Genomic DNA, 7,126 nt, shown 5'->3' on the forward strand with positions numbered 1-7,126 from the left:
GCCGCCATGCATGGCGGCAACGTGGAATTGAGGAATCGTTCGGGTGGCGGTCTCGAAGCGCGAGTGCGTCTGCCGTTGGGGTTGATGCTGCCGAGGGATGCGGTCTAGAACGTCGGTTGCATGCTCGCTGTGCTGCGAAGCACCCCTGATGATCATGCCAACGCCGCGCATTGGCATGATCATATCGCCGCGTAGGACCTAGCCTTTCCCTTTGGTCCGCGTCATGTGCGGGCCGCTGTTCTTTTCCAGGTATTCGATGATCATCCCGGCAACGTCCTTGCTGGTGGTGACTTCGATGCCTTCCAGACCGGGTGACGAGTTGACCTCCATCACCAGTGGCCCGTGATTGGAGCGCAGGATGTCGACACCTGCGACGCTCAGCCCCATTACCTTGGCGGCCCGCAGCGCGGTCATGCGTTCTTCCGGCGTGATCTTGATCAGGCTGGCGCTGCCGCCACGGTGCAGGTTGGAGCGGAATTCCCCGGGCTTGGCCTGACGCTTCATCGAAGCGATGACCTTGTCGCCGACCACGAAGCAGCGAATGTCCGCGCCGCCGGCCTCCTTGATGTACTCCTGAACCATGATGTCCTGCTTGAGCCCCATGAAAGCCTCAATCACGGATTCCGCTGCCGTCGCCGTCTCACACAGCACTACACCGATACCCTGAGTGCCTTCCAGCACCTTGATCACCAGCGGCGCGCCGTTGACCATCTGGATCAGGTCAGGAATATCGTCCGGTGAGTGCGCAAACCCGGTCACCGGCAGGCCGATGCCGCGACGTGACAGCAGCTGCAGCGAACGCAGCTTGTCTCGCGAACGGGCAATGGCTACCGACTCGTTGAGCGGGAACACACCCATCATTTCGAACTGGCGCAACACGGCGCAGCCATAGAACGTCACGGAGGCACCGATGCGTGGAATGACGGCGTCGAAACCTTCGAGCGGCTTGCCACGGTAGTGAATCTGCGGCTTATGACTGGCAATGTTCATATAGGCGCGCAGGGTATCGATCACCACCATCTCGTGGCCACGCTCAATACCAGCTTCGACCAGACGACGGGTGGAATACAGACGCGGGTTACGCGAAAGCACAGCGATCTTCATGCAGCACCTGAGGAAGTAGAGGCCGGGAACACCGGCTTGTCTTGTACATAAGTTATGCCCGGATTGACGACCAGTTGGCCGTCGATCAAGGCGTTCGAACCCAGCAGCAGTCGATAGCGCATCGACTTGCGGCAGGCCAGGGTAAATTCCACAGGCCAGATGCGATCACCCAACGCCAGGGTGGTGCGAATCACATACCGCACCTGCGCCTGGCCATTGGAGCTTTTGATGGTCTTCATGGCGACCAGTAACGCCTCGCATCGTCGATGCCGCAGTTGGACCACCGTGCCCAGGTGTGCGTTGAAACGGACCCACTTCTGGCCATCACGCTCAAAAGGTTCGATTTCGGTGGCGTGCAGGCTCGATGTGCTGGCCCCGGTATCGATTTTTGCCCGAAGGCCGGCCACCCCCAAATCGGGAAGCGCCACCCATTCGCGCAGGCCGATGACTGTCAGATGATCGAATGTTTTCAATGCGATTCCGTATGTCTCAAGACTTCTGCCAGGCATCCGGACTGATCCGGGCCAAGGCTTTGAACGCAGGCTTGGCGAACCAGTAGCCCTGCATCAGGAAAATGCCGCAATCGGCGAGAAAATCCCGCTCCTCCACGCTTTCTATCCCTTCGGCGATGACTTTAATCCCTAACTCCGAACACATTGTGACAACCCCACGAACAATAGCCTGACGTGCGCGACTCTGATGGATATCGCGGATCAGATTCATATCGAGTTTTATCAGATCGGGTTGAAAATCGGCCAGCAGTGTGAGCCCGGAGTGACCCGCGCCGAAGTCGTCGATGGCGGTCATGAAACCGAACTCACGGTATTCGCGCAGGATATTGCTCAAGTGACCGTGGTCATCCACATGCTCGGTTTCGATTGTCTCGAAAATCAGCCGGTCGATGGGGAAATTATGTTGCCTGGCCGCTTCCAGGGTACTGCGGATACACAGTTCGGGGCGGTACACCGCGTTGGGCAGAAAATTGATCGATAGACGTTCGGTCATCCCCAGCTTCGCGGCACCGGCGATGGCCGTAGTTCGGCAGCTCTGGTCGAAGCGGTAGCGGTTCTGGTCGGTGACCTGATCGAGCACTGAAAGCGCGCCTTCGCCATTGGGGCCGCGCACTAGCGCTTCGTGGGCGAAAATCGACTGATCACGCAGGTCCACGATGGGCTGATAGGCGTAGTCGAACGAGAAATTCAGTGGCGGACTGTTGGTACAGCCTTCACACCCTTTTTTAGGTGTGGTCAATGAAGTTGGAAAATCTGTCACGTCGCACTCCATGTGGGGTGAAGGTCATGAAATCGGATTGGCTGTTTTTGACAAGCAAGGATCGGTTACTTCATGTTTGTTCAGGTATGAGGCGCGTACGAAAGCGGGCGGTCTGGGACCGTCGGTATTCGTAACAGGGCCTGGTCAAGTTCTGACTGTTATAAGGATGAGGAATTCATATGGCACAAAAGCCAGAGGAAGACGACAAGGTTCGTTTGGACAAATGGCTGTGGGCTGCGCGTTTCTTCAAGACGCGCGCGCTGGCCAAGGCGGCAATCGAGAGCGGCAAAGTGCACTGCCGTGGCGAGCGCTGCAAGCCCGGCAAGGAACCTCGTGTGGGCGACGAGTTTCAGATTCGCATGGGCTTCGACGAGCGTACGGTAGTCGTGGAAGCGTTGTCCACTGTGCGTCGCGGTGCACCGGAGGCGCAGACGCTTTACCACGAGACGCCGGAAAGCATCGTTCGTCGTGAACAGGCGGCTGCTCAGCGCAAGGCCGGAAACCTGGGTGTGACCACCGACGGGCGACCGACCAAGAAGCAGCGGCGCCAGCTGTTCGATTTCCGTGGCAACCAGCGTGATGTCTGAACGCGAGGCTGCAAAGCGCTCTGCAGTCGGCCGCAAAGACCGTTCGGCTTGGAACAGAACCGGATAACTCCTAAAATGCCCGGCAAACGGCATGGAACAGAGCGCTTCATCGACTCACCGATGATCATCATCGGCTGCCATCAATGGTCACCCTTTCAGATACCTTCTTTTATGAACGATACCCCGGACATTGATTTCACCCAGCGCTTCATCTTTGACGAAAGCGACGTTCGCGGGGAGCTGGTCGCCCTTGAGCGCAGTTACGCCGAAGTGCTTGCCAAACATCCCTACCCGGAGCCGGTTGCACAGTTGCTCGGCGAGCTGATGGCTGCGGCCGCGCTGCTGGTCGGCACGCTCAAGTTCGACGGTCTGCTGATTCTGCAGGCGCGCTCCACCGGCGCTGTGCCGCTGCTGATGGTCGAATGCTCCAGCGAACGCGAACTGCGTGGTATTGCCCGTTACGATGAGGCGCTGATCACACCCGGTGCGGGGCTGCAGGACCTGATGCCGGATGGCTCGCTGGCCCTGACCATCGACCCGCGCAAAGGCAAGCGCTACCAGGGCATCGTTGCGCTGGACGGCGTCGATCTTTCCGAGAGCCTTTCCAGCTACTTCGTGATGTCCGAGCAATTGGGTACGCGTTTCTGGCTCAAGGCCGATGGTCATCGCGCCCGTGGCCTTCTGCTGCAGCAATTGCCGGTCGCGCAGATTCCCGATCCCGAAGAGCGTGACGCCAGCTGGGAGCACGTCGTGACACTGGCCAGCACCCTGACTGCCGAAGAGATGCTGAGCCTGGACAACCAGACCATCCTGCACCGCCTGTATCACGAAGACCCGCTGCGTCTGTTCGATATCCAGCCCATTTGCTTCCGTTGCAGTTGCTCACGTGAGCGTTCGGCCAATGCGCTGGTCAGCCTTGGGCTGGAAGATGCGCAGCAACTGGTGATCGAGCACAACGGCACAATCGAGATCGACTGTCAGTTCTGCAACGAGCGCTACTTGTTCGATGCCACTGACGTCGCCCAGCTCTTTGCTGGCGGCGGTGTCGATTCGCCATCTGACACGCGTCATTAACCGGAGCGCAAAAAGCCTCAGAATTCGGTGTGGCCCCCTGTAATGCTGTTCTGACAGGAGGGTTCTACCATTCTTCGGCTTTTCTGGCATAATCCGGCCCACTTTTACGCTGTAGTAGTGGTTGTTTTTTTACTACAAAACCGTTTGGAGCACTCGGCCACTGGCCGACGGGGAACCTCATGACGCAAACCAACAACGCTGTGTACACCGATCTGAGCACCGACGAACTGGTCAAGGAAGCCCTTGCCCGTAACGAAGGCGAACTTTCCGACACTGGCGCACTGGTTGTGCAGACAGGCCATCGCACTGGCCGTTCGCCGGTCGATCGTTTCATTGTTGAAGAGCCGAGCACTCAGGACGCCATCGCCTGGGGCCCGATCAACCGTAAATTCCCGGCCGAGAAATTCGACGCCCTGTGGAACCGTGTCGGTGCTTACCTGGCCGAGCGCGAGCGCTTCGTTTCCCATGTTCATGTAGGTTCTGATCCTGCGCACTACCTGCCCGTCAAGATGACCACCGAGACGGCATGGCACAACCTGTTCGGCCGTTGCCTGTTCATCAACCCTGAGCAATACAACCCGGCCGGCAAGGACGAGTGGGAAATCCAGAACGCGCCATGGTTCGTCTGCGACCCGGAGCGCGACGGCACCAACTCCGACGGCACCGTCATCATCAACTTCGCGGCCCGCAAGGTGCTGATCGCAGGCATGCGTTATGCCGGTGAAATGAAGAAAGCCATGTTCTCGGTGCAGAACTTCCTGCTGCCGGCTTCCGACGTACTGCCAATGCACTGCGCGGCCAACATGGGTGAAGACGGCGACGTGACCCTGTTCTTCGGTTTGTCGGGCACCGGCAAGACCACTCTGTCAGCTGATGAAAGCCGTTACCTGATCGGTGACGACGAGCACGGCTGGGGCGAAGGCGTGGTGTTCAACATCGAAGGCGGTTGCTACGCCAAGTGCATCGACCTGTCCGAGAAGAACGAGCCGGTCATCTGGAAAGCCATCCAGCACGGCGCGGTTCTGGAGAACGTCGTTCTCGACGCGAACAAGAAAGCCGATTACGCCGACAGCAGCCTGACCCAGAACAGCCGTGCGGCCTACCCACGCGAGCTGATCGAAAAGCGCGCGCCGAAGAACCTCGGTGGCGAGCCAAACGCCGTGATCTTCCTGACCTGCGACCTGACCGGCGTCCTGCCGCCTGTGTCGATCCTCAGCGAAGAACAGGCTGCCTACCACTTCCTGTCGGGCTACACCGCACTGGTCGGCTCGACTGAAATGGGGTCGGGCTCGGGCATCAAGTCCACTTTCTCCACCTGCTTCGGCGCGCCATTCTTCCCGCGTCCGGCTGGCGAATACGCAGAGCTGCTGATCAAACGCATCCGCGGCTTCGGCTCCAAGGTCTACCTGGTCAACACCGGCTGGACCGGCGGTGGTTACGGCGTTGGCAAACGCTTCAACATCCCGACCACCCGTGGCGTGATTGCAGCGATCCAGAGCGGTGCGTTGATCGGTGCCGAGACCGAGCACCTGGACACCATCAACCTGGACGTACCGAAGTCGGTACCGGGCGTAGACACCAACCTGCTCAACCCGCGCAACACCTGGGCTGACAAGGCTGCCTACGACGAAGCCGCCAAGGCCCTGGCCGGTCTGTTCGTGGAGAACTTCAAGAAGTTCGACGTGAGCGACGCCATCAAGGCTGCTGGTCCCAAGTTGTAATTAGCGCCGCCTATAAAAAAACCGCCGTCACTCGGCGGTTTTTTTTGCCTAAAATGTCTGCTTCAAAGGCCTGCGAAAGATCCGTGAATTTCGTGAGTCTAAGATTCAACACCGCGAGTTCGTCCAATCGAACTGCTAACGTCACGCGTGCAAGACAAGTCCACGAGTTTTAATGTTTTATCGGCTGTTGGATGGGGTGTGTAAGACTGCTTTTGGTCAGTGTCCCGTAAGCTGAGAACTATTAACGTATAAAGGCCTGGGCGTTGCGTTGAGTGTGGGAGTTTTGTTTGTTGTCTTGAAGGTAGGTGTGCCCAGGTCTTATTACAACTTCTTTTGTTAATGCTTCGAGTTCTTTGCTGTGATAGAGGTCAAGGCATTTCAATAGATTAAATTTAATGCCCTTTATCTCAGCCTCTGCCCGTGGATTCGTATAGTCTTTTTCCAAATAATTTCCAATGAGGTTTTTGACTGCGTCGGGACTTTTTTCAAGATCGTAATAGGCCCGGTCTCGTAAAGCACTCACACTGCTGCCTGCATCACTGGCAGCATTTTTTTCGTTCTCGTAGGCATTTGCTATGCACGTGGCGAGAACCATGTCTTTGTAATTTTGTGCATAAGTTCTTTCCATTCCGCTAGGAGACGAAGGCGACGAAAATGCAATGCTTGCAAATGACAGAAATGAAAAAAATAACCCGGAATTTTCCACAGGCTTCATTGGCTTAAACTCCAGAAATTGGCTTTTTCTGTTTGGTAGTTAACGCCAGGTTCGTTGAAGTAGCAATGATCATAACAAGTATTTCCGTCAAATAATGTGGCGTGGCCTTGCGCATCCCACCATCCAGATATTTCAAAAAGTATAACGCCCTTTTGGGTGGCTAGCGCCCCTCATCCAGAGGGCGGATACTTGACCATATCAGGCTTTCCCCACTGAGTTTCCAAAAAATTTATGAGATTTTTTACCCGGAAGAAATACTGATGTTGGTCTTTTCCGGAGACCGTCTGCCCAAGTCGCTAAGAGAGGTCCTTCCGGAAGAAGCGCCTCCTGAAGAGTTTGCCGTTGTTGGTTATGCTCTTTTCGAAGTTTGCGTTGTAGCTGCTGTTTAAGGTTTTTGGGTGGTAGCCCTCCTTGGAGCATGCTGGGTTCGATTTCAATTAGTGTATGTTTAAGACGGCTGCGAGACATGCCGAAGTTTGATCGAAGGTCTTCGGCACTCCGACCATTCTGCGCGCAGCTGTCCAATTTTTTGACTACCGCCGGTTTATTTCAGCGGCTGCGCCTTAGGTCGTGCTCATGTTGTAATCAAACATTCTCGACGCTGCGCCTGAGCGCGGCGTTCGGGAAGGCTCACGCAAACGCCTCGACTTGTC

8 protein-coding genes and 1 pseudogene are annotated in these 7,126 nt (G+C 56.7%); 4 read left to right on the forward strand and 5 right to left on the reverse strand.

What is annotated here, in order from left to right; genetic code table 11:
* Window positions 1-108, forward strand: a 108-nt coding sequence (locus BZK31_RS30215; RefSeq protein WP_244182752.1) for a hypothetical protein, incomplete at its 5' end; no start/stop codon positions are given.
* A 90-nt stretch (window positions 109-198) separates the two neighbouring features.
* On the opposite strand, the gene rimK is transcribed toward BZK31_RS30215, so the two are convergent.
* The 3 genes from rimK to rimA are packed head-to-tail and all read right to left on the reverse strand — an operon-like array spanning window position 199 to window position 2,376.
* Window positions 199-1,104, reverse strand: coding sequence for a 30S ribosomal protein S6--L-glutamate ligase (rimK, locus tag BZK31_RS27600; protein ID WP_003318100.1), 906 nt, complete (start codon window positions 1,102-1,104; stop codon window positions 199-201).
* Window positions 1,101-1,577 carry a retropepsin-like aspartic endopeptidase RimB gene (gene rimB / locus BZK31_RS27605; RefSeq protein WP_004880568.1) on the reverse strand — a complete coding sequence of 159 codons (477 nt, stop codon included), beginning with the start codon at window positions 1,575-1,577 and terminating at the stop codon, window positions 1,101-1,103. The genes rimK and rimB overlap by 4 nt, the downstream gene beginning before the upstream one ends.
* A gap of 16 nt (window positions 1,578-1,593) precedes the next feature.
* A complete protein-coding gene (gene rimA, locus BZK31_RS27610; RefSeq protein ID WP_083186358.1) occupies window positions 1,594-2,376 on the reverse strand; it encodes a S6 modification regulatory phosphodiesterase RimA in 783 nt (260 codons plus the stop codon).
* A gap of 179 nt (window positions 2,377-2,555) precedes the next feature.
* Between rimA and BZK31_RS27615 the strand changes: the two genes are divergently transcribed.
* The 3 genes from BZK31_RS27615 to BZK31_RS27625 all read left to right on the forward strand — a co-directional run bounded on the left by BZK31_RS27615 (window position 2,556) and on the right by BZK31_RS27625 (window position 5,758).
* A complete protein-coding gene (locus BZK31_RS27615; RefSeq protein ID WP_083186355.1) occupies window positions 2,556-2,963 on the forward strand; it encodes an RNA-binding S4 domain-containing protein in 408 nt (135 codons plus the stop codon).
* Window positions 2,964-3,134: 171 nt separating this feature from the next.
* The gene (gene hslO / locus BZK31_RS27620) at window positions 3,135-4,037 is read left to right on the forward strand and encodes an Hsp33 family molecular chaperone HslO (protein WP_083186359.1); all 903 of its coding nucleotides are present in this window, start codon (window positions 3,135-3,137) and stop codon (window positions 4,035-4,037) included.
* 179 nt (window positions 4,038-4,216) lie between these two features.
* Window positions 4,217-5,758, forward strand: coding sequence for a phosphoenolpyruvate carboxykinase (locus BZK31_RS27625; protein ID WP_083186356.1), 1,542 nt, complete (start codon window positions 4,217-4,219; stop codon window positions 5,756-5,758).
* Between the two features lie 241 nt (window positions 5,759-5,999).
* Here BZK31_RS27625 and BZK31_RS27630 read toward each other — a convergent pair whose 3' ends face one another.
* Together BZK31_RS27630 and BZK31_RS27635 are read right to left on the reverse strand one after the other, a co-directional pair.
* A complete protein-coding gene (locus BZK31_RS27630; RefSeq protein ID WP_083186357.1) occupies window positions 6,000-6,473 on the reverse strand; it encodes a type VI secretion system amidase immunity protein Tai4 in 474 nt (157 codons plus the stop codon).
* Window positions 6,470-6,763, reverse strand: a pseudogene (locus BZK31_RS27635) (T6SS effector amidase Tae4 family protein); the annotation flags it as partial. The gene BZK31_RS27630 and the pseudogene BZK31_RS27635, both read right to left, overlap by 4 nt.
* Window positions 6,764-7,126 lie beyond the last annotated feature (363 nt).

Origin of the sequence: Pseudomonas floridensis, assembly GCF_002087235.1 — a bacterium.
In the GTDB taxonomy this organism is placed as follows: Bacteria; Pseudomonadota; Gammaproteobacteria; order Pseudomonadales; family Pseudomonadaceae; genus Aquipseudomonas; species Aquipseudomonas floridensis.

Bases quoted from the DNA above. Each gene is read 5' to 3' on its own strand.
- rimK (WP_003318100.1), bottom strand. From the start codon at position 1,104: ATGAAGATCGCTGTGCTTTCGCGTAACCCGCGTCTGTATTCCACCCGT.
- BZK31_RS27615 (WP_083186355.1), top strand. From the start codon at position 2,556: ATGGCACAAAAGCCAGAGGAAGACGACAAGGTTCGTTTGGACAAATGG.
- hslO (WP_083186359.1), top strand. From the start codon at position 3,135: ATGAACGATACCCCGGACATTGATTTCACCCAGCGCTTCATCTTTGAC.
- BZK31_RS27625 (WP_083186356.1), top strand. From the start codon at position 4,217: ATGACGCAAACCAACAACGCTGTGTACACCGATCTGAGCACCGACGAA.
- BZK31_RS27630 (WP_083186357.1), bottom strand. From the start codon at position 6,473: ATGAAGCCTGTGGAAAATTCCGGGTTATTTTTTTCATTTCTGTCATTT.